Source organism: Psychrobacter sp. NC44 (genome assembly GCF_904846655.1).
Taxonomy (GTDB): Bacteria; Pseudomonadota; Gammaproteobacteria; order Pseudomonadales; family Moraxellaceae; genus Psychrobacter.
In genome coordinates this window covers 91390-116156 of the sequence record NZ_CAJHBN010000006.1, presented here as the reverse complement: position 1 = coordinate 116156, position 24767 = coordinate 91390, and the positions used below count along the sequence as shown (strand labels likewise).

The 24767-nt window shown below is 42.1% G+C and carries 20 protein-coding genes and 1 tRNA gene; 14 read left to right on the top strand and 7 right to left on the bottom strand.

Annotated elements, in window-relative coordinates; all coding sequences use genetic code 11:
- Positions 1–228: 228 nt before the first annotated feature.
- The 8 genes from kdsA (at position 229) to JMX95_RS06390 (ending at position 8483) form a co-directional block, all read left to right on the top strand.
- Positions 229–1104, top strand: a complete 876-nt coding sequence (gene kdsA, locus JMX95_RS06425; protein WP_201560352.1) for a 3-deoxy-8-phosphooctulonate synthase — start codon at positions 229–231, stop codon at positions 1102–1104.
- A 30-nt stretch (positions 1105–1134) separates the two neighbouring features.
- Positions 1135–1389 (top strand): heavy-metal-associated domain-containing protein, encoded by a 255-nt coding sequence (locus tag JMX95_RS06420; protein WP_201560351.1) that lies wholly within the window; start codon positions 1135–1137, stop codon positions 1387–1389.
- A 263-nt stretch (positions 1390–1652) separates the two neighbouring features.
- Positions 1653–1877 (top strand): heavy-metal-associated domain-containing protein, encoded by a 225-nt coding sequence (locus tag JMX95_RS06415; protein ID WP_011280902.1) that lies wholly within the window; start codon positions 1653–1655, stop codon positions 1875–1877.
- A gap of 227 nt (positions 1878–2104) precedes the next feature.
- The gene (locus JMX95_RS06410) at positions 2105–4465 is read left to right on the top strand and encodes a heavy metal translocating P-type ATPase (protein WP_201560350.1); all 2361 of its coding nucleotides are present in this window, start codon (positions 2105–2107) and stop codon (positions 4463–4465) included.
- 320 nt (positions 4466–4785) lie between these two features.
- On the top strand, positions 4786–6102 hold the full coding sequence (gene eno / locus JMX95_RS06405; protein WP_055125148.1) for a phosphopyruvate hydratase: 1317 nt from the start codon (positions 4786–4788) through the stop codon (positions 6100–6102).
- Between the two features lie 124 nt (positions 6103–6226).
- Entirely contained in the window at positions 6227–6535 is a 309-nt protein-coding gene (locus JMX95_RS06400) for an FtsB family cell division protein (protein WP_055125147.1), read from the top strand.
- Positions 6536–6685: 150 nt separating this feature from the next.
- The gene (locus tag JMX95_RS06395; protein WP_201560349.1) at positions 6686–7453 is read left to right on the top strand and encodes an IspD/TarI family cytidylyltransferase; all 768 of its coding nucleotides are present in this window, start codon (positions 6686–6688) and stop codon (positions 7451–7453) included.
- 406 nt (positions 7454–7859) lie between these two features.
- Entirely contained in the window at positions 7860–8483 is a 624-nt protein-coding gene (locus tag JMX95_RS06390) for a BLUF domain-containing protein (RefSeq protein ID WP_201560348.1), read from the top strand.
- A gap of 383 nt (positions 8484–8866) precedes the next feature.
- Here the strand turns inward: JMX95_RS06390 and JMX95_RS06385 are convergent.
- The 4 genes from JMX95_RS06385 to pyrC form a co-directional block, all read right to left on the bottom strand.
- Positions 8867–8942, bottom strand: a tRNA-Glu gene (locus JMX95_RS06385).
- 53 nt (positions 8943–8995) lie between these two features.
- Complete coding sequence (locus tag JMX95_RS06380; RefSeq protein ID WP_140412980.1) at positions 8996–9193, bottom strand: hypothetical protein; 198 nt, start codon at positions 9191–9193, stop codon at positions 8996–8998.
- 298 nt (positions 9194–9491) lie between these two features.
- Complete coding sequence (gene rnt / locus JMX95_RS06375; protein WP_265089719.1) at positions 9492–10151, bottom strand: ribonuclease T; 660 nt, start codon at positions 10149–10151, stop codon at positions 9492–9494.
- A gap of 291 nt (positions 10152–10442) precedes the next feature.
- On the bottom strand, positions 10443–11513 hold the full coding sequence (gene pyrC, locus JMX95_RS06370; protein ID WP_201560346.1) for a dihydroorotase: 1071 nt from the start codon (positions 11511–11513) through the stop codon (positions 10443–10445).
- A 327-nt stretch (positions 11514–11840) separates the two neighbouring features.
- On the opposite strand from pyrC, the gene JMX95_RS06365 reads away from it, so the two are divergent.
- A complete protein-coding gene (locus JMX95_RS06365) occupies positions 11841–13079 on the top strand; it encodes an argininosuccinate synthase (protein ID WP_060491644.1) in 1239 nt (412 codons plus the stop codon).
- 156 nt (positions 13080–13235) lie between these two features.
- Here JMX95_RS06365 and JMX95_RS06360 read toward each other — a convergent pair whose 3' ends face one another.
- A complete protein-coding gene (locus JMX95_RS06360; protein ID WP_201560345.1) occupies positions 13236–14534 on the bottom strand; it encodes a hypothetical protein in 1299 nt (432 codons plus the stop codon).
- 146 nt (positions 14535–14680) lie between these two features.
- Between JMX95_RS06360 and JMX95_RS06355 the strand changes: the two genes are divergently transcribed.
- Together JMX95_RS06355 and JMX95_RS06350 are read left to right on the top strand one after the other, a co-directional pair.
- The gene (locus JMX95_RS06355; RefSeq protein WP_201560344.1) at positions 14681–15220 is read left to right on the top strand and encodes a L,D-transpeptidase; all 540 of its coding nucleotides are present in this window, start codon (positions 14681–14683) and stop codon (positions 15218–15220) included.
- 214 nt (positions 15221–15434) lie between these two features.
- Positions 15435–16049, top strand: coding sequence for a nitroreductase family protein (locus JMX95_RS06350; RefSeq protein WP_201554541.1), 615 nt, complete (start codon positions 15435–15437; stop codon positions 16047–16049).
- Between the two features lie 223 nt (positions 16050–16272).
- On the opposite strand, the gene JMX95_RS06345 is transcribed toward JMX95_RS06350, so the two are convergent.
- Positions 16273–17964, bottom strand: a complete 1692-nt coding sequence (locus JMX95_RS06345) for a CYTH and CHAD domain-containing protein (RefSeq protein WP_201554540.1) — start codon at positions 17962–17964, stop codon at positions 16273–16275.
- Positions 17965–18311: 347 nt separating this feature from the next.
- Between JMX95_RS06345 and JMX95_RS06340 the strand changes: the two genes are divergently transcribed.
- On the top strand, positions 18312–19457 hold the full coding sequence (locus JMX95_RS06340; protein WP_201560343.1) for a DUF4349 domain-containing protein: 1146 nt from the start codon (positions 18312–18314) through the stop codon (positions 19455–19457).
- Positions 19458–19594: 137 nt separating this feature from the next.
- On the opposite strand, the gene JMX95_RS06335 is transcribed toward JMX95_RS06340, so the two are convergent.
- Complete coding sequence (locus JMX95_RS06335; RefSeq protein WP_045444527.1) at positions 19595–21181, bottom strand: isocitrate lyase; 1587 nt, start codon at positions 21179–21181, stop codon at positions 19595–19597.
- Positions 21182–21871: 690 nt separating this feature from the next.
- On the opposite strand from JMX95_RS06335, the gene JMX95_RS06330 reads away from it, so the two are divergent.
- Both JMX95_RS06330 and JMX95_RS06325 read left to right on the top strand, forming a co-directional pair.
- Entirely contained in the window at positions 21872–22861 is a 990-nt protein-coding gene (locus JMX95_RS06330) for a LysR family transcriptional regulator (RefSeq protein WP_045444529.1), read from the top strand.
- 418 nt (positions 22862–23279) lie between these two features.
- A complete protein-coding gene (locus JMX95_RS06325; protein WP_201560342.1) occupies positions 23280–24662 on the top strand; it encodes an NAD-dependent succinate-semialdehyde dehydrogenase in 1383 nt (460 codons plus the stop codon).
- Positions 24663–24767 lie beyond the last annotated feature (105 nt).

The following is a 24767-nucleotide window of genomic DNA, read 5'->3' as shown; positions in this document are numbered from 1 at the left end:
GTTAATGCATAAAAACTTACATGTATAAAAAAGACTGATCTTCGGATTGGTCTTTTTTTTGCGTTTAATTTTATGACTGTGGCTATGAATGAGATTGTTTTTAAGCAATAAAAATGACAATTTTTCTAATGGTTGGTCAGCAATTACGCTTAACCCCTTTTTTTACTGAGTCTATCGGTTACAATATGGGATAGAAATATTAATAACAATAAAGAGGGTAACGACTTCATGCAACATTTATCAACGGCGCAATCACATATCAAACTTACTACGCCAAATGGCAATACTCTTAATATCGGTAACGACCAGCCATTCGTGTTGTTCGGTGGTATGAATGTCTTAGAATCAAAGGAATTGGCCTTCGAGATTGCAGAGCAATATATCGAAATATGTCAGCGTTTGGGCATTGGCTATGTTTTCAAAGCCAGTTTTGATAAAGCCAACCGTTCAAGCCTGCACTCATATCGAGGTCCTGGATTAGAGCAAGGTATTGATTGGCTGGGGCAAATCAAAGAAAAATTCCAAGTTCCTATTATCACGGATGTGCATGAGCCGTATCAAGCGGCACCCGTCGCTGAAGTCGCAGATATCATTCAACTACCTGCATTCTTATCACGTCAGACAGATTTAGTACACGCGATGGCGAAGACGGATGCGATTATCAATATCAAAAAAGCGCAGTTTTTAGCGCCGCATGAGATGCGCCATATCGTGAACAAATGCCTTGAAGGCGGTAACGATAAGTTGATCCTTTGTGAGCGCGGCAGTGCCTTTGGTTACAATAATTTGGTCGTTGATATGCTTGGTTTTGATACCATGAAGCAGATGGATATCCCCGTATTTTTTGATGTGACGCATAGCTTACAGCAGCCAGGCGGCCGTAGCGATAGTGCGGGTGGACGCCGTGAACAAATCACAACATTGGCACGAGCAGGGATGGCGACAGGACTGGCAGGGTTGTTTCTAGAGGCGCATCCAAATCCAGAAACTGCAAAATGCGATGGTCCGTGTGCGCTACGTATGAGCCAGTTAGAGCCGTTTTTGCGTCAGTTGAAGCAAATTGATGACTTGGTTAAGGGCTTTGAGGTGTTAGATACCCATTAATGTATTCACAGACAATAAGAGGCTGAGATTATGGCGATGCAAACAGCAACAGTCAGTATCGAAAATATCGATAATGATGAAGGATTAAAGAGTGTGATGACAGCGCTGAAAAATATCACAGGGGTGACGGCCATCGAGCTTGATCCTGATAATAATGTTGCCACCATACGTTATGAAGATACAGACACCAGTATTCATGCGTTTACGGCGGCAATTAGTACGGTCGATTATGTGACTCAGCCATTTCCTCTTGATGCACCGCAAAACCCACGTCATGATGATTAGACGTTATTCTAAAATAAGCGCTATTGTCTGTCACTTAGGCATAAATTCACGGTTCTATTATTTACAGTTCCATTATTTACGGTTCTATTAATAAAGTGATAATCAAAGAGCCTTGTTGTTAACCGTGATAGGGCTTAAGCTGGTTAAGTGCTATTTTTATAACGTCTTAAAAGATAGCCGTCTTAAAAAGACAATTATAAAAGCAATTCTTTAATAAAAGTATTTACCTATAAAAACTCAGTTACAAAAATAAGGAGCCTCTCATGGCAAACCAAACACGTATTATTAAAATTGATGGCATGACTTGCGGTGGCTGTGTAGCCAGTGTTCATAACGCCACTGCTGATATCGATGGCTTAGACGATATCAGTATTGAGCTGGCAGATAATCAAGCGACGGTTACTTTTGATGATAGCAAAACCAGTGTAGAGACAATTGCTGCTGCTATCGACGATGCTGGCTTTGATGCCACTGTTGCTAATGCTTAACCTGCTTCATTTGTATTAAAAAACCGGCTATCAAGGCTGGTTTTTTAATGGTTAAAAATTATTGATAGTAGCGTACTTATTATTCAGTGCGACCATACCAATATTAAATTTTAAAGCGTGCTATTTGTTTGACTTAGATATTCCATCCACTGAGTTGCTGTCCTAGCTCAGACGACTTTATAACGCCATAACGCCATAACGCATAAACGCCATACCGAGTTTTATTTATGAATGATACTACCCAAACTGACAATCATGACGCCTACGATGTAAAAACTGATATTCAGTCCAATACGCCGCTCGCGCCGCAGCGTGCACACTTGCAGCTGGCCATTGATGGAATGACATGTCAAGCCTGCGCCTCGAGAATTGAGAAGGTGCTCAACAAAAAGCCGTCGGTATACGAGGTGAGTGTAAATTTCGCTGGCGAAACTGCGAATGTTGATTATGACCCAACGCAGACCACGCCTGAACAAATGACAGAATGGGTAAATAAAACAGGCTTCGTTGCCAATTTGCAGGCGGCCGATAGTTTGTTTGCAAAAACAGACGAAGATACCGCGACTCAGTACCCATGGCGCTTGATTGGGTTATGGATTTGTTTGGTGCCATTTTTAGTTGGTATGGCAGGTATGCTTGTTGGGCAGGGTATGGCGTGGATGCCGCCAATTTGGACTCAATTTATATTAGCGACCATTGTACAGTTTGGATTTGCCTTGCCATTTTACAAAAGCGCTTGGGCGTCGATTAAAGGTGGTCTTGCTAATATGGACGTGCTAGTCGTCATCGGTACCGTGACTATTTGGGCGTATTCAACGTATCTGTGGCTGACCCATGGTGATGGCACTTTAAACAGTTTGCTGCAAAGTGGTCATGCTGGTGGTCACGATGCGGATGGCAGTCCTGCGGTGTATTTTGAAGCAGGCGTCATGGTCATTGCTTTTGTGCGTACGGGTAAGTATCTAGAAGAGCGCACCAAAAAACACAGCCTCAATAGTATCGATTTATTATTGTCCTTAACGCCCGATGAAGTCGAACAGCAGCAGCCTAATGGTGATTTTCATAATATTGCTCTTAAAGACGTGCAAGTTGGTGATATTTTGCGTGCCAAGCAAGGCAGCCGAGTTGCAACCGATGGGGTGGTTATCTATGGTGCTGGCTGGTGTGTCGAGAGTCATTTAACGGGTGAGTCGGTACCGCTTAAAAAAGAAGTGGGAGATAAATTATTGGCAGGGGCGTTGGTTGAAAATGGCAGCTTGTTATACCGCGTCAGTGCTAAAGGTAGTGATACAAAGCTTGGTGATATGGTACAAGCCCTCAGCGATGCCCAAGGCTCAAAAGCCAATTTAGCCCGTCTTGCGGATAGAGTGACGGCGGTATTCGTCCCAGTCGTCGTTGTCATTGCGCTTATCACCTTTGGAGTGACGTGGTGGCTGACTGGGATGATTGATACTGCCTTGATGCATGCCGTCTCGGTGTTGGTCATTGCATGTCCTTGTGCTTTAGGTTTGGCAACGCCAGCCGCTATCATGGCTGGTATGGGTGTTGCTGCTCGTCATGGCGTCTGGTTTAAGGATGCGCAAAGCCTTGAAGCGGCAGGCAACATCGATACAGTAGTGCTCGATAAGACAGGTACTTTGACCATTGGTAAGCCGACTATCGTGGACCATGTGATGGTGGATAAATCGATCGCAGTCGATGATGTGTTACAAATTGCCGCAAGCGTTGAGGCGCATGCCAGTCATCCGCTAGCAACAGCATTGGTTAACGCGGCTACTGAGCGAAATTTGCCGTTGATGAATGTGACTGATATTAGTGTCATTAAAGGCGCTGGTATACAAGCAAATATTGAAGGTTTGGGTGTGGTAAAAGTCGGTACCGCAGAGTTTGCTAATTTAACACTGCCTAAGCTGATGCCAAAGGTATGGCAAATTGCCAGTACCGTTGCCGTTAGTATTAATGATGAAGCTTTGGGTGCTTTTGCCCTAGCTGATAACTTAAAAGTAGATACTCCGAAGGCTATTACTGCGCTGCAAGACGCAGGTATCAATATCATTTTGATGAGTGGTGATAAGCAGTCTGTGGTCGATCATGTGGCAGGGCAGCTGGGCATTGAGCAAGCTTATGGTAAAATGAGCCCACGCGATAAGGCCAGTCAAATTGCCTTGTTGCAAACGGCTGGTCATAAAGTTGCTATGGCAGGTGATGGTGTCAACGATGCGCCAGCGATGGCAACTGCCGATGCAAGCTTTGCCATGTTTGAAGGCACAGACGTCGCCCAGCATAGTGCGTCTGCCCGCTTGATGGGTGAGTCACTGATGCATATTGATGCCGCGCAAAAAATCGCTAATGCAACAGTGCGCAACATCAAGCAAAATCTGTTTTTTGCTTTTATTTATAATTGCCTTGGTATTCCGCTGGCCGCTTTTGGTTTCTTAAACCCTATGATTGCCGCCGCTGCGATGGCGCTTAGCTCTATTTCAGTATTAATGAATGCCTTACGATTGACCCAATTTAAAACAAAGGTTGAGCTGGATAACACAGTATCTGGCTCCCACGCTAAAACAGAACGTCTAACAAAAGCATAAGAGTCATATGGCTCTTAATATTATAGGTGCTGAGACAAATCCATAATTGGTAATTTGTTTATCTAAGTGTGATTTTATCAGCGCCAGTCGGTGCAAGATAAGGGAAGTTTGGCAAAATTTATGCTATGATGCCAAGCACTATAGCTGACGATTAAAATATTAAAACCACCTTTAATCCTGCTCAAAACTTGCTGACTATATAGATAAGCAAAGCTGGTTTGAGCATAGCACTATACGATATTTTGCTTTATCTTTTTTGTATTCTAGTTGCCGTTATTTATCCCACAAACTTGGCATGACCAAAGGAATTAACAGACATTATGTACGCTGAAGAAACCACCAACGTCACCGCAATTAAAGACATTCGCGCCCGTGAGATTTTAGACTCGCGTGGTAACCCAACCATCGAAGCTGATGTAATCTTAGCTGATGGCACTATTGGCCGTGCTGCTGCACCAAGTGGTGCATCAACTGGTTCACGCGAAGCGCTTGAGCTACGTGATGGTGACCAAAGTCGCTATATGGGTAAAGGCGTCAAAAAAGCCGTTGCTAACGTCAATAGCCAAATTCGCAGCGCGTTGATGGATAAAGACGTCACCGAACAGCAAGGCATTGATGATGCAATGATTGCGCTAGATGGCACAGAAAACAAAGACAGTCTTGGTGCCAACGCCATGCTAGCGGTATCACTTGCTACGGCTAAAGCCGCTGCCAAGTCACAAAATCTGCCATTACATCAATATATTGCAAACTTGCGCAATCAGACGTCGCTGACGATGCCTGTACCGATGATGAACATCTTGAACGGTGGTGAGCATGCGGATAACACCGTTGATATCCAAGAGTTCATGATTGAGCCTGTTGGTTTCACCAGCTTCTCAGAAGCATTGCGTGCTGGTACAGAGATTTTCCACAGCTTGAAATCTGTGTTGAAATCACAAGGTTTAAATACTGCGGTTGGTGATGAAGGTGGTTTTGCGCCAAACTTACGTAGCAATGAAGAAGCCATCACCGTTATCATGCAAGCGATTGAGCAAGTCGGCTATAAAGCGGGCGAAGACATTCATTTGGCGTTAGACTGTGCGGCTAGCGAATTCTACAAAGATGGTCAATATATCTTGGCAGGCGAGGGCAACAAAGCCTTTGATAGCCAAGGATTCTCAGATTATCTAGTCGGCTTGGCGCGTCAATATCCTATTATCTCTATCGAAGACGGGCTTGACGAGTCTGATTGGGATGGTTGGAAATATTTGACTGAGCAGATTGGTGATAAAGTTCAGTTGGTTGGTGATGATTTATTTGTGACCAATCCTGCTATCTTGCAAGAGGGTATTGATAAGCATATTGCCAATGCAATTTTGATTAAGTTTAACCAAATCGGTACTTTATCAGAAACGCTAGATGCGATCTATCTAGCGAAGAAAAATGGCTATGCAACCATTATCTCACATCGTTCAGGTGAAACTGAAGACAGCACCATTGCAGATTTAGCCGTTGGTACGGCTGCTGGTCAGATTAAAACTGGCTCACTATGTCGTTCAGACCGTGTGGCAAAATACAATCAGCTGCTACGTATCGAGCAACAAGTACGTGCAAGCTATCGTGGTCGTGAAGAGTTCATCGGTCTACGTGGTTAACAAGCCAGATTTCTTGCTACAGCTAGGCGATATGTCATCATTAATATGGTGATATATCGCTTAGCAAGCTTAGCTGGTTTTTTATTTTTATTATTGTCTCTATGTTGTTCGGCGTTATTATCTTATGAAATACTTTAGCCAATTTATGCTACTTGCTCTAGCCGTTGCCGTCCTTTTGGGATTGCAATATCAGTATTGGCTGGGCGAAAATGGTCGCTTTGAGCATAATAAATTGCTGACTCAAATCGAAGAACAACAACGCTTAAACGAAAACCAAGTGGCAGCAAATAACTTATTGCGTACTGATGTACATGACTTAAAAACTGGTCTTGAGGCAGTAGAAGAGCACGCTCGTTTAGACTTGGGTTTGATTAAGCCGAACGAGACCTTTGTACAAGTATCTACGGCGCCCACGACGCATAGCCGTTATTAATTCCCCTTAACTGTCTAAAATTATGATCTTCTATTGTCTATAATAGAAATCTTATTCACCTGAAATTCGTTACTTCTCTTATTCCTCGTCTATCCCTAGCAATACTATCATGGGCTCTAACCATGAATACTACTTTATGAATATTGCCTTATGAATATCACACCTAATGTACATGCCATGATCGTCGCTGCGGGTCGCGGTAGTCGTTTTGGTGCCTCTATTGCCAAGCAATATACGATGTTGCAAGGGCAGACCTTGCTACAGCATAGTGTGGCACGGCTTGCTAGTAGTGCTTATATTGATACATGTTTATTAGTCATCGCAGCAGATGACAGTACGGCACAGACGCTTAATTTTGCGCTCCCCATCAATTATGTGATTGGCGGCGATGAGCGTTGGCAGTCAGTAAGAGCAGGGGTAAAGGCGATTATTGAGGCGGGAGCCGACGATTCAGATTTGGTTATTATTCATGATGCTGCGCGTCCTGCGGTTCCCAGTCATGATATTGAACAAGTCATCGAAGCGGCGATGCTAGAGCCCTATGGTGCTATCTTAGCGACACCGGTGGCTGATACTTTAAAGGAGTCTTATCCCCAGTCTACCGCTCAATCTGAGCTTGTAGGTGAGACGCCTGTAGCTAACCTGACAGTGAGTAGCAGCCCACATTCTTACGCTAAATGTACTATCGATCGCCGTCATATGTGGCAAGCACAAACGCCGCAAGTGTTTCGCTTGGGTCAGCTGCAAAAAGTATTGACTTATGTCGCTGAACACGAGCTCACTATTACTGATGAAGCCAGTGCATTTGAATGTTTAGACCTACCCATTCGCCTCGTGACTGGCAGTCGCCAGAATATTAAGCTCACCTATCCCGATGATGCTATCTTGCTCGCAGCGATTATTAACGCTCAGTTCTGAGCAGACTAAAAATAATTAAACACTCGCAATAGCCATCAGTCTGTATCAATCTCATTAATGAGCCAGTGGTCTTATCGCTCATTGGTGACGATTTTTATCATAACTTTCCTCTCCCATATTACCTATTTATCCTATCGCTGCCCATAAACCACAGTGCAAGTTCTCGATATAAATAATTGCGAATTATTGTTTGGTTTTTTCAATTAATGATATAAGATAAACATATATTGCTTTGATGACTAAACTAGCCTATGATGTAACCAACTTAATACAATTAATATAAACATTTATAAAATCAATAATATACCAAGCCTATTTGATATTTTCAAAGATCTTGTTTCTATGTTTTTTCTAAATTTAGTATGGTTGTCTTAGCTACATTTACCTAAAAATAGGGAGAAGCTGATTGTCAACAATCAACGATTCGACAAATCCAGTGACGACAGATCTCTGCCAGCTTATATATATAAGCCAAATTACTTCGACTGGTCTTTCAAGCCCCAGCACGCTTAACGACATCTCAGAGGTCGCGATTGAGCGTAACCAAGCCGATAATGTTACGGGTATTCTTTGCTATGGCAATGGCTACTTTTTTCAATGTGCAGAAGGGTCAGAACAAGATTTAACCAATCTAAAGAATCGCTTATTATTAGACGATCGACATAAAGAATTAAAAATCTTAGATTTTTCAGAAATTACTGAACGCCGTTTTTCGAACTGGTCTCTACGCTCCATTACACTTGAACGTTGGATGACCAAAGAGCCTGAGCTGAAAAAACTCATGCCATTTAAACCCTATGATTGGGGCTCTAACGCATGGTGCGAATTTTTAGATATCTTACAAGGGTATTATGAGGAACAAGCAAGAACTGGCAATATTGACACGCCACCTATCAAGTACAGCACGTTAGGGGTGACGTTAAGTAAGGTTGTTGGTCAGCATCAAGCATTCTTCTTGATTCAAACAGTACTCGGTATCATGATTGTGATGACATTGTTGTGGCTAATGCTATCAGATAAGATTTGGTAGCTTTTGTAAAAATAGACTGTTTGATTTAAAAATCCAGTATTCAATGCTGGATTTTTTTGCTTAAATTTATGATGAAGAGTTCAATAAATAAACAAAATATCAAGCTAGGTATAGAAACCATAGATAGCGACACTTAGTAAATATATCTTAATATCTTGAGCGAACTTAATACCGAATCTTATCTATAAAATTAATTATGCTTCATTTATCAAGTAAATCGGCGATGACGAACTGAGTGCTAAGGTATCAAGAGCCTCATGATATAAAAAACAGGCATAAAAAAAGCCCAATCACAATAGTATGTGATTGGGCTTTTTGGTGGTACGCTTATTAGTCTTATCAGATGCTTTGCAGCAAACTTGCTAATAAGTGACGCCAAATAGTGGCGTCCCCAGGGGGATTCGAACCCCCGTTACCGCCGTGAAAGGGCGGTGTCCTAGGCCTCTAGACGATGGGGACTAGTAACACAACACCTCAGCTTCTTTCACCTTTATGCTGAAGTGGTGCGTATTCTAATAGCGTCTGCGCTTGCTGTCAAGCCTTTTTCTTCTTCTTTTTAAAATTAAGTATCTTTTTTTGATCGCACGGCGAGGATGTAAGTCATTACGCTTCAAATGATAACGAATCCATAGAGAAGTACAAGCACTAATAGTCAATGCGAGCAGCATATAACCGAGGATGGTTCCCCATAACTTAAGCTGTGGATCCATAATAGAGTCCCTCCTATTACGCCTCGATAGCATGAATCGTACTGGCTATCGCGACAATGTGGGCAACTTAAACCATCTATAGGATATAACGAGACGTTCTAATGTGAGTAGTTACAGCAACTTGTCTGGTTTTTGAATTGTTTTACACAATATGATATTCAACGGTTAGACAAGTTGCTGATTTATTGTGATATCAATCATATCCCTATTGATTGTAAAACCAAGATGTTAAAGTCATCAAGTATTACAAATAGCATTATTATGGGTAGTTGGCAATATAGGATATGTGATAAATGGATTATTTGTGACTACTCTCAGTCGAATCCTCTTTATTTTCTTCAGTATGCATCGCATTAGCCAGCATAGGGTAATGGTTTAGGATATGACAAAACAGCTCAGCGGTCTTTTGTGTATCGTATAGGGCAGAATGTGCATCATTGCCATCAAAATCAAGCCCTGCTGCCTTACAAGCCCGTGCTAGTACTGTCTGACCAAATGCCAGCGCAGATAAAGTCACTGTGTCAAAAACTGAAAAGTTATGAAACGGGTTGTGACTTTTGTTATTGGTACGCAGCACTGCCGCATTCAAAAACGCTAAGTCAAAATGGGCGTTGTGCCCAATTAAGACGCACTGGCGGCAGTCCTCAGTACGGCGTACTTCTTTTAATCCCTTAAAGATACGGCGTAGTGCTGTTTTTTCGTCTTCGGCAATGGCTTTACGCATTGGATTGTTGGGATCAATGCCAGTGAAGGCAAGGGCACTTGGCTCAAGATTCGCGCCTTCAAAGGGTTCGATATGAGCATTGAATGCTTCCCCAGGATAAAACACACCTTGCTCATCCAGTAGTACAGGAATGCAGGCAATCTCTAGCAACGCATCGGTTTGTGCATTAAAACCGGCTGTCTCCACATCAACGACGACAGGCAGAAACTTACGAAATCGGTCTTTTAGACGCATTGGTGCTAGCTCGTCTGCTGCGGCATCTTCTGTATGAGTATTTGCTGGGCTCTTAATGCTATTATCTATAGGGTTTGATGGGTTTTCGTTAGGTAAGGCGGCATCGTTTGGAGTGGTCATATCTGGTTAGATCGCTTTTATCAGTCGTATTGTTATATTGAATTAAGACATTAAATGAAAAATAAATAACCTATGATACAAATCACACCGCTGGTTAGCAGATGTCATTCTTATCATAGGGTTAAACTTCTCAAGTTAAAATAGAATACAGATGGTTTTGCTTAGTGCGTTTTATGCTTTGATAGACCAAGGCAGTGTCTCGCCTGCCATAAGCGGGGTCAATGATGAGCCATCAAAGTAAGGATAGGCTGCTGGCACTTGCATAGGTGTATTGATAAGTGTAATCGTGCTTTCATTGACTGGCAGTCCATAGAACTGAGCCCCAAAACGACTGGCGAAGCCTTCTAACTTGTCTATTTTCCCCACGCTATCGAAAGCGGTGGCATACAATGGCAAGGCAGTTGCGGCGCTATAGCAGCCAGCACAGCCACAAGCGGCTTCTTTTTTATCCGTCGCATGTGGCGCTGAGTCTGTGCCTAAGAAAAACTTGGGATTGCCACTGGTTGCCACATCTAATAATACTCTTTGATGGCTTTCACGCTTCAAAATAGGCAAGCAATAAAAGTGTGGCTTGATACCGCCAACCAATAGATGATTGCGGTTAAACATTAAATGCTGCGGGGTGATAGTGGCGGCAATGTGATTGCCTTGTGCTAAGACAAAATCAGCGGCATCACTGGTAGTAATATGCTCGATGACAATCTTTAATGTGGGGAATTTGACAATGATTTGCGCCAATACTTCGTCTAAAAAGCGCTTTTCACGGTCAAAGATATCCACATGATCTTGCGTCACTTCGCCATGTATCAATAGTGGTAGGTTGTACTTTTCTAATGCTTCAAAAACATCGACACAGGCGTTAATATTGGTGACGCCATCAGCCGAATTGGTAGTCGCGCCAGCAGGATAAAGCTTGACCGCTTGGACGATACCTGATTTTGCTGCCATCTCTATATCTTGAGCAGTGGTTTTGTCAGTGAGATATAAAGTCATACGTGGATCAAATGCAGTTTTGCGCTCAGTACTCAGCTCACTGGCTACTAAGTGCGCCATGATACGGTCGCGATAGGCACGCGCATCGTCAGTGTTCTTAACAGGAGGCACTAAGTTTGGCATACATATGACACGGTTAAAGCTGTTTGCTGCATGTGATACAGTAGTGCTCAATGCTTTGCCATCACGCAAATGGATATGCCAATCGTCTGGCTGAAGGATGGTCAATTCTCTAATCGAATCAGTCATAATGTCGTCGCGCTCTATATCGTCATATACGGAAATAAAAGGAAGGGATACTGTACCGCTATCATAACAGATTTGCCTACTTGACTAAATATGCGGCTAAATATCTGTACATAATACATGGATTGTTTTTTAATTTGCGGCAATCAACTGTCACCTATATGTGAATAATTGAAATCTATCGACTCAAAATTTAAATCAAAAGCTTATGCCATGGGGCAGTTGCACTTTTGCCTATAGTAAATATGATGTACACTGAGCAAGTAATTTATCTTTTGATTGAATATTAGCGCTTTTCCTAACACTAAATGCTCACAATAGGAGTTCTTCATGGCTCAACTTGATCCAAAAAATATTAATAAAATCGTCTTGGCCTATTCAGGTGGTCTTGATACCTCCATTATCGCTAAATGGCTGCAAGAAACCTATGATGCAGAAGTGATTACCTTTACTGCTGATATCGGTCAAGGCGAAGAAGTTGAGCCAGCACGCGCCAAAGCTGAAGCTATGGGCATCAAACATATCCATATTGAAGACTTACGTGAAGAGTTCGCCCGTGATTATGTGTTCCCAATGTTCCGCGCCAATGCCATCTATGAAGGCGAGTATCTGCTAGGGACTTCTATCGCCCGTCCGTTAATCGCCAAGCGCTTGGTTGAGATTGCTAAAGAACACAACGCCGATGCTATTAGTCATGGCGCTACTGGTAAAGGGAATGACCAAGTCCGTTTTGAGCTTGGCGCCGTTGCTTTATCGCCTGACGTGGTTACCATTGCCCCATGGCGTGAGTGGGACTTGTCTAGCCGTGAGAGCTTGATGGAATATGCCAAAGAGCATAACATTGCGATTGATTATGCGGGCAATAAGAAAAAATCTCCGTACTCAATGGACGCCAACTTATTACACATCTCTTATGAAGGCGGTATTTTAGAAGACCCTTACGCCGAAGCAGAAGATGATATGTGGCGCTGGTCAGTGAGCCCAGAAGAAGCGCCTGACGAAGCACAATACTTAGAATTAGAATACGAAAAAGGCGACATCGTTGCCATCGATGGTGAAGCACTTAAGCCGTATGAAGTCATGATTAAGTTAAATGAGATTGGCGGTCAGCATGGTATTGGACGTTTGGATATCGTAGAAAACCGTTATGTTGGTATGAAATCACGCGGATGCTATGAGACGCCAGCGGGTACCATTATGCTAAAAGCGCATCGCGGTATTGAGTCATTGACGCTCGATCGTGAAGCGGCGCATCTAAAAGATGAGCTGATGCCACGCTACGCCAAAACTATCTACAATGGTTATTGGTTCAGTCCTGAGCGTATGATGTTACAAGCATTGATTGACAAGTCACAAGAATATGTCAATGGCACAGTACGTGTGAAGTTATACAAAGGTGCTGTGAGCGTTGTTGGTCGTAAGTCAGATGATTCGTTGTTTGACGAAAAAATCGCGACTTTTGAAGATGATGCGGGTGCTTACGATCAAAAAGATGCAGAAGGTTTCATCCGTCTAAATGGTCTACGTTTGGCTATCGAAGCCAGTCGTGGTCGTGATTTATCGAAGTAAGCCGGTCTTAATAGACTGTGCTAGATAAAGCATGAATAAAAAATATGAATAGAAAAAGGCGCTATACGAATAGCGCCTTTTTTTTGTGGATTTTTTAAAGGTTTGTTCGATGATTTTTTGCTAATTAAGAAGTTCTGTATTCAGAGCTTTTATTTATCATTGAGCCGCTTTTGTTTCTTTATCATCAGGCTCCTCATCGTCAACCATGACAATAGCCACATCCTGCTGCTGACGTTCTTCGATAACATCTTGTTCTATGACTTCTTCTGTCGCCAGTAACACACCGTCAGATTTTTGGCTTTGATACTTGAGCGTTGCAAGCCCGCCAAGCACCCCGATCACAGCAATAATAATCAGGATAACCGGATTTTTCCAGAGGGGTATTGATGCCTCGTATTCAATGGGCTTTTCGCTGGTGGTGGTCGGCGTATTATCGTTATTACCACCAATTAAACCCAAGCTTACCAAAGGTGGTTTGGGTGCGCTGGCAGGTTCGGAGGTAATACGTAGGCGATTACGACTGAGATAGATATCTGAGATTTTGGCGAGCTGTAATAGCCAGCGTTGGTGTGGCAAGGCAATGGCTTGCATTTCTGTAAAGACTAGCATATCGTTATGGCGACCTTGCTGCAAGTTATCAGGTGAGCGTCCAATGGCTTTTAAATAATTGCCAGTTGCCAACTGCATATCTTGCACAGGCTGTTGATTTTCAGGCTTGAATGTCGTCAATTCATGCCAGTAAGGATTGAACGCTGGTGGGGTGTCAGCGAGCTGTTCTGTACTTAATAAGGCACGTTCTGTATTAGGATGTTTTTCGGATTCGGCTGCTGATTTTGTTTTTAATGTCGAGTCTAAATTGATCTCTGATGCTGCGACTAGACTGTTATCTTCATTTACCTCATTCAATTTAACAGAGACAGACGCTGGCTCATTGATGGCAAAGCGAGCAGCTGATAAAAACTGTGGCTGTAAAGCGAACCACTTATCCATCTCGTCGTTATCAAGTTGGCTATAGTCGGCTAAAATAGCCAGTTCACGTAAGACAATCACGCATAAGGACGTGAGGAGTATCTGTACTTGCTGCGTTGTTGCGTCAATTTGCTGAGCAATATAGTCACTCGCTTTAATCACGCGAGCATTATCATAAAATATCGCATCCGCCGCTTCATGGCGATGATATAACGTCGCATTCATGGTCGAAAAATTCATCGAATTATATTGGCGTAGCTCTTTAACAGCGCCGCGACTAAATAGCTTTTTGCTCACAGCTTGTCCGTCATTGTGCTGCTGGTAAGCAAGCAAGGCACTGATAATGGCCTGCAAACTGGCATCCATTGCCAATCGAGCTTGTGGTAATGAAAGCTTGGCGGCATCGGCCAATAAAGATACCATTGGCTTGGTATCTTGATAGAGAAAATCATACATCGACACACGTGTCGGTGAAATAGTCGTCATAATCTGCTAGCATCAAAAAGTGTGCCCCTATATTACGGTGCCAAAAGCCTTGATACAATCCCTTAATAATAGAAAAAATCAATCCACTTACTTATCACGCGGTCAATAATGATATCTATTGGGTAAATGACCGTCGGAAATATTCTATGAAGAATAACGAAAGCTATAACGAGAAAAATAACGAAAGTTCTGATGTGCAGTTGTTGGTTAATATTGCTAAGCAAACATTAACTCTCTACCAGCATAATAGAGAATTGGCTCAATATACGGTGTCTACTGCTAAAAATGGCATTGGTAGTCAACAAGATAGCGGCTGCACACCTCTTGGCAAACACTTTATCGCCAAAAAAATTGGCGCAAATGAACCCATAAATGCCGTATTCATTGGACGCGTCCCTACGGGCGAGAGATATAGTGCTGAGCTTGGTGAACGACATCCTGAACGCGATTGGATATTAAGCCGTATTCTTTGGCTAAGTGGTGTGGAAGAGGGCTTTAATAAAGGCAGTAATAGTCAAGGTGGCTGTGATACTTATCAGCGTTATATTTATATTCATGGTACGCCAGACAGTGAGCCGATGGGTGTGCCACTCTCGCACGGCTGCGTACGTATGCGTAATAAGGATATTATTGAATTGTTCGACCAAATTGCAGAGGGCATATCGGTGACGATTGTTGCTCATTAACCATTCTTAGCCCATTTAGGTACTTTCGTTCAGGCTCAGGACATGCCCTGAGTAAAACAGAATAACTTCATAGAGTAATTGATAAATAAAACTTTATAGAGTCTAGATATTATTTAGCATATTGCTATAATAGCTTTCTTATGAATGATCAACTTGCCATGCCTAGTCTGGCTCGTTTGACCTATATTTTATGATAACTATAAGGATAATATCGATGTCTAAAGAAAGCCTAGTTACTTTACAACAAGCTTTTGATAAACGCCGTTCAATATATGCATTGGGCAACGAGCTACCAGTAGAGCCACAAGCGATTGTCAATATGGCAGAGCGTGTTTTATTGCATACGCCTTCTGCTTTTAATTCACAATCTTCGCGTCTGGTCGTACTGTTCGGTGCCGAGCATCAGAAGCTGTGGCATATCGCTGAAGAAAAACTGCGTGCAGCCGTCGGCGATGGCGACTTTTCTGGGACTAAGCAAAAGTTAGACGGCTTCCGTGCGGCAGCGGGTACAGTGCTGTTTTATGAAGATAAAAACGTGACTGAGTCATTGCAAGAGCAGTTTGCGTTATATGCAGATAGATTTCCAGTTTGGGCTCAGCAAACCTCAGCCATGCATCAGTATGCGATGTGGACAGAGCTACGTACTTTAAATGTTGGTGCCAACCTACAGCACTACAATCCGCTTGTGGATGAAGACGCAGCTAAGGCTTATGCTATCCCAGATAGTTGGGAATTGGTGGCACAGATGCCATTTGGCAACATTGTTGAGCCTGCTGGCGAGAAAACGTATCAGCCAGTTAGTGAGCGTATGAAAGTGCTAGGTTTATAAAATACTTAAGCTTATAAACGTGCTAGATGTAGAAAACTGATAGTAATTTTTGAAATATGCTTAACGTTGAAGTATTACGTTTTTCAAATGGTTGAGTTTAAGCATTCAATTAAAAAAAGTACCTCAAAGCAAGCGCTCAAAAAAAGACAGCCCATATAAAGTGAGCTGTCTTTTTTATTCTAAGCTTAGTTTATTTTAAATTGAATCGACTATAAGAGCATTTTTACCGAAATATGGAGCTGTCTGTCACTTTAGCCAAGTGTTTTTCTGTGCGCTTAAGGTCTCTCACTAGCATGGCTGCAAACCAGCCAGCGCCATACAATGCACTGCTATCTGTCTTCGACTTTAATTGATAGCGCTGTTGGTACATTTTATGATTATGATATTTATTCAAAGTCTTTTGTGCTTTTGCTAAGTATTTTAGCCAGCGTTTGCTTTCCTTCTTGGCTTTTTTCTTTTTTGACTTTTTCTTATCTAATAATGGCGTGGCAAACTCACTGATATAAAGTAAGGGGGTTAACTGCTCATGCAGCTCATGCTCTGCCTCATTATCGTCTAGATCAATATTTTCTATATCGTCACTTTTTGAATCTACGTTTTCTAAGTCACTATCTTCTAAGTCAACACTTTGTAAATCATCATCTTTTAAATCATTGCTTTCTATATTAATGTTATTTGAGCCAAGGTCTTTTTTACTCTGTAGCTTTTGTACTGCTTTGCCAAGCTTTGCTTGCTGTTTGGATAAGGTTTTTGCCAGTTTATCGATGGCGAGTTGATCAGCCTTCGGTTCAAGGCTTGGGTCGCTCATGGTAAAGGCGATCAGCTCAAGTAAGGTCAGTTGAAAATCGTTGGCACAGATGGCATCTTTCGGAGTAATATTCAGTGCATCCATATCTGTTGCCCAATCGACTGTAGGTGCACCTTGCTGTTGTAAATTAGGCTCTATATGTGAGGCAAGATGGGCAAGCTCTCGATATTCATTCAATAACATGGCTGTTTGTTGTAGTATCGGCAGCCAGTCTGGATTGATTTCGTCAGAATAGCTGGCAAATGCTTGTAGGGCAGCTTGCAAGCGGACAATACCAATGTATAGTTGTAATGCATGGTCGTCCTCTTCGCTGCCAGCGACGATAGCGCTGCTATTGGGCAGTATTTGCAACAGACAGTTATGTACCGCTGCGCGCACAAAGGCAGGCATACTGATTTTCTTATCGATATTTAGCTGATCAAGGTCAGCGTGGACAGCTGGACTATGCTGCTGTTCTGTGATTAGTAAACCACCGCGCTCAGCCTTGGTTACCGTAGACAAACAAAGCTTGTAGCGCTTACACCAAGTTTTGGCGGTTGCAAATAAAAAATCGATATCTCCTGATATCAGCTCAAACTCAATCTCTTGAATAGCATCACGCTGAGTATCATCATTACCGTGAATAATTTCTCCATAATCGTACGCCATCTCGACATGGTTATTTGCATCACCATCACTACCACTATCACCCACTAGCAATCGTGTGGTGCGCTCTACATCGGTCACATATAGCCGTGTGAGATTTTTAGCCAGTTTTTTTAGCTTAAATTCAGCCAAGGCAGGGGCGACAGAGGTGTTTTTATAAATGGTTAAATCAGGCATGAGCGTATTATTATCGAGCATCGCTTGTACTTGTTCATTATCCAGTACCGCATTATGCTCTAAGCGTGCTGCAATGCCATCGCCGCCCGCTTTGATGGTCTGTACCCAAGCATCGCCTTCTTTACGGATACGCAAGCCAATGCCTGCCTCTGCAAGCTGTTGGTCTGGGGTATCATAATAATGGGCAGCCAGTTGTGTCACCTCAGAAGATTTGACTCGTGCTTGGCGCATCAAACCTTTCAGTCGCGACTCTGGTACTAAAAACTTTAGCTCTATCTCTTGCATGATGGCTCCCGATTATTTTAATAAATTTGAATGACTACCATCGTATGAAAGCTATCAGCGAATAACAAGCAAAATTTTTTCTATAAATAATCTGAGCCAATATTAGAGATATACTTTTAGTAAGTAATCATTATAATTAACGTTAATTATTAAACAAAAGTAGGATAAAGGTGGTTGGCTTTATAATAGAAGCTAAAATATTTTTATCCAATATATTTATCATATCTCATAAAATGCCGGATTATAAAATAATGACACAATGCAATCAAAAAAAGTGTGACACGCAGCAGTCGCATTTAATATTACTGCCTAAAGCCTTGTTTCCATCAGTTTTATGTCTGCCAATAATGCTTGGGTCTGTTTTATTGATAGTTGGCTGCGATAGCTCTTCTGAATATGTAGAAAGCGGCGCAGACCTGACAGCAGTGGCAACCGAAGAAGTTGCAGACGCTACAGAAGGAGAGATGGTCGGCATCATGTCCGATGCGGCAGCTGATAATGCCTCTAACGCTGATGATTTAGAAGTTGCAAACCTATCGAGCACTAGTGAACAGACCCTTGGTAGTCAGGCAGCAGACATTAAAATTGCGGGCAAAGCGCTATTGATAACTGCCAGTGCTGATTTTAAAGTTGAAGATGTCGTCAAAACTAGTGATGCTATTGAGAGTTTGACACGGCAACAGTCTGGTTATGTGGCACTTAGCAATATTAGTAATCATCCACGTGATAGTCGAACCTTTGTACAAGGCAATAAAAATATCACAATTACAACCTACACTCGTCAAGCTGACATGACGGTTCGTATTCCTCGCGCCAATGTCAGTAAGTTCCTAGCGCAATTACAACAGCAAGTCGCATTTTTAAATGGGCAGCAGTTTAGTGCTCAAGATGTGACATTAGATATTTATCGTGAACAGCTAGCGAGCCAGCTAAATAGTGATATGGCAAGCGAGCTTAGCCAAGAACGCCTCAATAGTAAAAATGATAAAGACCAAGGTAGCAATGTTGATGCTATTACCGCGACTTATGCGGCACGTCGTCAGCAAGAGCTTGCCAAGCTTGAGCAACTAGCTATTGCTGATAAAGTTCAATATAGCACAATTAACCTGACCTTTATGCAGCCAGATATCAGTTATAAAGAAACCACACAAAATCTGGATGTGCTATTAGATGCTGAGCAGCCAAGTTTTAGTAGTCAAGTGAGTCAAGCATTTAAAGATGGCTGGGAGATACTTAGATCAGTAGCGCTTGGATTGATACAACTGTGGTGGTTGCTTGTACTTGGCGGTATTTTTTATCTAATTTACAGAATGATAAAGTCAATCTATCGTAAATTTTTTAAACATGGTCCCCGTATAAAAAATATGAAGCGTGAGCTGATGGGTGAAAATCCAAAAAGTCACGATTCACTCGGTATACAGAGCAGTCAGGTAGAGGATTATAGCAATAATATGAAAGAGACTGATAGTAAGGATAATAAGCACTCAAATTAAGAATTAACAAGCTCACAATGCTCAAAATCTTACAATAATAGAGTGCAAATAAGCAGACATAAAAAAGCCGCCCTACAAGATAGGACGGCTTTCTTTATAACTGGTGCTTACGAGATGTACTTATAAGTGGTCAGTGATTAGAACTGGTTCATGGTGTTCTTGCCGCCGCCAGCTTTAAGGGCGTTTTCACCTGAGAAGATCTCTTTGTGATCATCGCCAAGGTCAGAACCAGCCATTGCTTGATGCTTCACACAAGCGATGCCTTCACGGATTTCTTTACGTTGTACGCCAGCAGCATAAGCAAGCATACCATCTTCACCGAAGTAGCCTTTAGCAAGCTCATGCACGCTAAGCGCAGTGGTGTGATAAGTAGGTAGCGTGATTAAGTGATGGAACACACCTGCTTCACGTGATGCATCACGTTGGAAGTTTCTAGCCGCTTCGTCAGCTGCGGTATCAAGTTCAGTACCATCGTAATCAGCACTCATCAAGTCATCTTTATTGTAGGCAGATAGGTCTTTGCCTTCTTCTTCCCACTGAGCGATGATTTGCTTACGGAAATTCAGTGTCCAGTTGAACGATGGGCTGTTGTTGTATACAAGCTTGGCTTTTGGCTGTTGCTCTTTAATACGATCAACCATCATTTTGATGTGTGCGACGTCTGGAGTCGGTGTTTCGATCCATAGTAGATCCGCGCCATTTTCTAGAGCCGTTACACAGTCAAGTACGACACGGTCAATGTTCGTTTCTTCACGGAATTGATATAGACCATTTTGAAGACGAACTGGACGTACTAGTTTGCCGTTATGCTTAAGCAAGCTGTCGTTCTCTTTGGCGTTTTCTAGCGTGACTTCTTCCATCTCGATAAAATCGATGTACTGAGAAGCAAGATCGCCTGGCTCATTTGATACTGGAATTTTTTGCGTTAGTGACGCGCCTTCAGAGTCAGTACGAGCAACGATAACGCCGTCTTCAACACCAAGCTCTAAGAATGCATAACGAATAGCGTTGATTTTTGCGATATAGTCTTCATGCGGTACAGTGACTTTACCCGCTTGGTGACCACATTGCTTCGCGTCAGATACTTGGTTTTCAACCTGAATAGCACAAGCACCCGCTTCAATCATTTGCTTAGTTAGCAAGTAAGTGGCTTCTTCGTTACCGAAACCTGCATCGATGTCAGCAATGATTGGCACAACATGTGAATCAAAGTTTTCGATTTTTTCTAGGATGGCTGAGGTATCTTGACCCGCTTCTTCTGCAGCATTTAGCTCACGGAAGTAGTCGTTCAATACTTTAGCATCAGCTTGACGCAAGAAGGTATAGATTTCTTCGATTAGCTTAGGTACAGAGGTTTTTTCATGCATAGACTGGTCAGGAAGAGGACCAAACTCAGAGCGAAGGGCTGCAACCATCCAACCTGATAGATAGATGTAAGTTTTAGACGTAGTACCGAAATATTTTTTCTTAGCGTACATGGTTTGTTGAGCCACAAAACCATGCCATGCACCTAAAGACTGCGTGTACTGAGACGTATCATTGTCATAGTCTTCCATGTCTTGACGCATGATTTTTGCAGTATATTTGGCGATATCTAAGCCCGTTTTAAAACGGTTTTGTGACATCATACGTGCCGCATCGGTTTCGCTGATATTCTGCCAGTTACCGTGCTTTTGCTTTAATTCACGTACTAGGTCGATCGCTGATTTATATGCAGTTGACATCTATGTCTCCTTGGGGTGGTGAAAATTAGTTACTTAGAAAATTACAAGTATTGAGGTAATTTTGATATATGTAGAAAGATGCTGGCAGAAGTAAAAATCTAAAATATAAACCTTGTGCGTTAGCAATCTCTACTAAACTATAAGAAAATTATGATAAAAGCAAATAAAACCTGTCGAATTGGTCAGCTTTTATTATTGGGTCTTTTGTTTTAGGTTAAATGCGCTTTTTTATAAGCCTTTTTTGACTGTTAAAGTGCTTATTGCCCTAAAAAGTGCCAACTACTCATTCAAGCTTAAAAATAAATGAGAGCAAAAAATTAAGTTTGCGTAATAAATGTTATGTCCGTATTTCCGCATGAAAATGCGATAAAATACCTGTGGTAGTCAATCCATCAAAACGCACGGCGACTACCTAACATTAAACAAGGACTGATTAAGCGCTTGCTAGCCACTATAACTAGGTTGCCTTGATTTATCTAGTTTATGATTATTATCTTGGGTATTTAATTTTATGATAGTACATATAAAACAATGACTTATGATGAATGATTTCAGTTATAATAAGCGTATATCAAAATAATTAATATAAAATTGTCCTTATTTCATGCTGTGATAGATGATTTATACTAAATAACAGGGCAAAAAACGCCGCGTTTGTAGTGGTATTTATTTTAAGGTAAAGAGACATATATGAATTTGCAGCGGGTAGATTTAAATTTATTGGTACATCTAGATGTGTTGTTACGAGAAAAAAACGTCACTCGTGCAGCTGAGCAGCTTGGCATTACCCAACCTGCCATGAGTAATATTTTGCGCCGGCTGCGTAAGCTATTTAATGATCCATTGCTGGTACGCTCATCCGAAGGCATGACGCCGACTGAACGCGCTTTGGAGTTACAGCCTCGTATTCGTGAAATACTTGCGGATTTGACGCAAGTGCTTGAGCCACGTACCGAGTTTCGCCCTTATAGTACCTCGCGCGTTTTTCGTATCATGACCTCAGACTATGCTGAAGCGACATTGGTACCAAAATTGGTCAAAGCATTGCGTTCAGAGGCACCAAATGTCATCTTAGATTTCTTGACGCCATCGGACGTCTCATATCGTGATATGGAGCAGGGGCGAGTGGATTTGGCGATCAACCGCTTTAATGAAATTCCGCAAAGTTTCCACCAAGTTTTGGTCTGGCGTGATACCTTTAGCTGCCTATTGTCCTCTGACAGTCCCTATGCTCATCGCTTTAATCTCAAAAATTATCTTAAGGCGCAGCACGTTTGGGTCTCTAAAACTGGTATGGGTGTGGGATTTGGTGTCAATCCAGAAAAATCTGGTGGCCTAGGTTCAATTGATCAAGCACTGCAACGTTTAGGTCAAAAACGTCAAATCAGTGTTTTTACCCGCCACTATCAAATGCCAGCCATGCTTGCAGCCAATAAAGATTTGGTTGCAACTTTGCCTACGCGTGTGGCAAAAATGCAAGCTAATAACGACAGTATCATGATGGTCGAGCCACCATTTTTTATCCCTGAATTTGAGCTAACAATGGCGTGGTCGCCTTTGTTGCAGCATCATCCCGCCCATCGTTGGTTGCGTCAGCTTATCATGCATGTGGCTCGTCAAATTGTTGACGAAGAAGAGAATCCACCCCAAGAAATTCCTGTGATGAATCATTTGTTTTAAGCCATTTATTTTTGGTTATCGATTGCTTATTTATTAAACCAGCCCAAGCGCTGGTTTTTTATTGGCGTAATTTTACTGAAAAATCTCGTCCAATATTTCGACCCAATAAATCGGTCAGTCACATTATTAACATCTTACGAACACTTCTTTATAACTTGTAAAACTACTCGTTGTACATTTTGCTATGATAAATCCCACTTAAGAAAAAACACAGATACATAGCCTATTGTTAAGTTATACGACAGTATCGGATTTCATAAAATCGTTGATGAAGTTGTTCAATTTAACCAGATACGTTTATAAAAATGACCATTCTTGGTTTATGTATTCCTAAGGTTTATGTGTTTCTAAGGTTTCAGATGATAAAGCGATAAATTTTTAAACCAATAAAATAGTTGAATAAATAAGGATAATAATCATGGCAGATATTACTACTATAAACCCAGCAACGGGTGAAGCGATCAAAGAATACGATTACATGAGTAATGACGAGGTGAACAAGATTGTTGAATCCTCGCACCAAGCATTTACTGAGTGGCGTAAAACCAGCCATGAAGCGCGTGCAAAAGTCATCAATTCTATCGGTGAGACATTGCTCAAGTATAAAGAAGAGTTGTCTAAACTCATGACTGAGGAGCGTGGTAAGCTCTATAGTCAGAGTTTGCAAGAAATAGATTTGTGTAAAGCAATTTGCGACTATACCGCAGAAAAAGGGGTGGCTGCACTTGCTGACGATGAACGTGATATTGAAGGCTTGAAGAAAGGTATTGTGACTTATCAGCCTATCGGTGTCATTTATGGCATGCAGCCATGGAACTTTCCTGCTTACCAAGTATTCCGTTATACCATCGCAAATCTGATGGCAGGTAATAGTATTTTACTCAAGCACGCGTCAAACGTGACTGGTTCAGGCTTGTTAATCGAAAAAATCTTCCATGAGTCAGAGTTACCAAACGATTTGTTCCGTACGATTTTAATCGATCACGACCAATCAGAGGCATTAATCGGTCATGACAAAGTGCGCGGTGTCACACTGACAGGTAGCGACGGCGCTGGTAGCATTGTAGGTCAGCAAGCAGCAAAAGCCATTAAAAAAGTGGTGCTAGAATTAGGCTCAAACGATGCCTTTATTGTCTTAGAAGATGCTGATGTAGAGTTAGCGGTAGAAACTTGTACCCAAGCGCGTCTCATTAATAATGGTGAAACTTGTGTCGCCGCTAAGCGCTTTATCGTCGTTGATAGCTTATACGATGATTTCCGTGAACGCATTGTCAAAAAGTTTGCAGATGCTAAATCTGGTGATCCGATGAATGATGACTCTGATCTTGGTCCGTTAGCCCGCAAAGATTTACAAGAAAAATTGCATGAGCAAGTAGAGGACAGTGTGGCAAAAGGCGCAACGATTGCTGTTGGTGGTCAATTGCCAGAAGGTAAAGGCAGTTTTTATCCAGCAACTATCTTGGAGAATGTCGAAAAAGGACAACCTGCCTATGATGACGAATTATTTGGTCCTGTCGCCTCATTAATACGAGCCAAAGACCAAGATGATGCATTACGCATTGCCAATGACAGTCGCTACGGTTTGGGCGGTGCTATCTTCTCTAAAGACGAAGACAAAGCCATTCGCCTAGCGCGCGAAGAGTTTGATACGGGCATGGTTTACATCAATGGTTACGGTCTTGCAAATCCAGCGTTGCCATTTGGTGGAGTGAAGAACTCAGGTCATGGTCGCGAGCATGGCGGTTTTGGTATCAAAGAATTTGTAAATATTAAAGGGTTACACGTTCATAAAAGTCAATAATAGCTGAAGTCTTCGGGATTAATATGCTTTAGAAGATTTTAAAGGTAGCTATTAGAAAGCCCAGTCATTCATTGAGTGACTGGGCTTTTTTATGCGAAGAGTTTA